Consider the following 1,341-nt stretch of genomic DNA (forward strand, 5'->3'; position numbering starts at 1 on the left):
CCTGCCCCGGTTCCGGTGCTGGACCTGACCGCCGAAGCCGAGACGATCGCCGCCCAGCCGGACACCAACCCGGCACACCCAGCCGATCCGGAGCGGGTCTTCTACATCCCCTACACCTCCGGCTCCACCGGCCGGCCCAAGGGAACCCTCGTCCCCCACCGGGCCATCAACGGCTTCTTCACCGACGTGCACTACGCCACCTGGGGACCCGACGCCGTCACCCTGCTGCACTCTGCCCTGTCCTGGGACGGCAACCTCGTCGAGATCCTCCCCCCGCTACTGACCGGCGGACGCGTCGTGGTGCACACCGGAACCAACCGCGACCCCCTGACCGTCGCCGAAACCGTCCACGCCCACCAGGTCACCCACCTGTTCCTGCCCACGACCGCGTTCAACACGATCATCTCCACCAGCCCCCACCTCCTCGCCGGAGTCCAGCAACTCATCTTCGGCGGCGAGGCCGTCACCGTCCGCCACGTGCGCACCGCCCTGGCCGAACTCCCCGCCACCCGGCTGGCCCACGGCTACGGCCCCAGCGAGTGCACCGTCTTCGCCACCGCCCACCTGGTCACCCCCGCCGACCTCGACCGGCCCACCATCCCGATCGGCACCCCCATCGGCGACCGCACCGTCCACCTCATCGACCCCGACACCGGACAGGTCATCACCGAACCCGGCCAGACCGGGGAGATCTGCATCAGCGGACCCAGCCTCGCCCACGGCTACCTCAACCGGCCCGCCCTGACCGCCACCCACTTCCGCCCCAACCCCGGCCTCACCCCCAACCCGGAACAAGACCAGGAACAAGACCAGGGACAAAGGCAGGGACAAAGGCCACGGCCGGGCGACACCACACCTTCAAGCGACACCACGGCCTCAAGCGCCACCACGAACTCGGACGGCATCACGGCCTCACCGACCGGCGGGCGGCTCTATCACACCGGGGACCTGGCCACCTACACCCCCGACGGCCTCCTGCTCTTCCAACGCCGCACCGACACCCAACACAAAATCCGCGGCTACCGCATCGAACTCACCGAGATCGAAAACGTCCTGACCACCCACCCCCGCATCACCCACGCCGCCGTCACCACCCACCCCGACCCCACCGGAACCCTCCGCCTCACCGCCTACCTCACCCTCAAAAACACCCACACAGACGGGGACGGGGGCGGGGAAACGCTCACCGCCACCGACATCCGCACCCACCTGCAACCCCACCTGCCCGACTACATGATCCCCGCCACCTACCTGCCCCTGACCCACCTGCCCACCACCCACAACGGCAAGACCGACCGCAACGCCCTGCCCCCACCCCACACCCTCACCCCCCTACCGACC

The 1,341-nt window shown here is 69.5% G+C and carries 1 protein-coding gene; it reads left to right on the top strand.

The window, feature by feature from the left end:
* The coding region (locus ABZ470_RS41660; protein WP_362918726.1) for an AMP-binding protein at nt 1–1,341 on the top strand (1,341 nt) is incomplete at both ends.

The organism is Streptosporangium sp. NPDC020072 (assembly GCF_040631445.1).
Lineage (GTDB): Bacteria > Actinomycetota > Actinomycetes > Streptosporangiales > Streptosporangiaceae > Streptosporangium.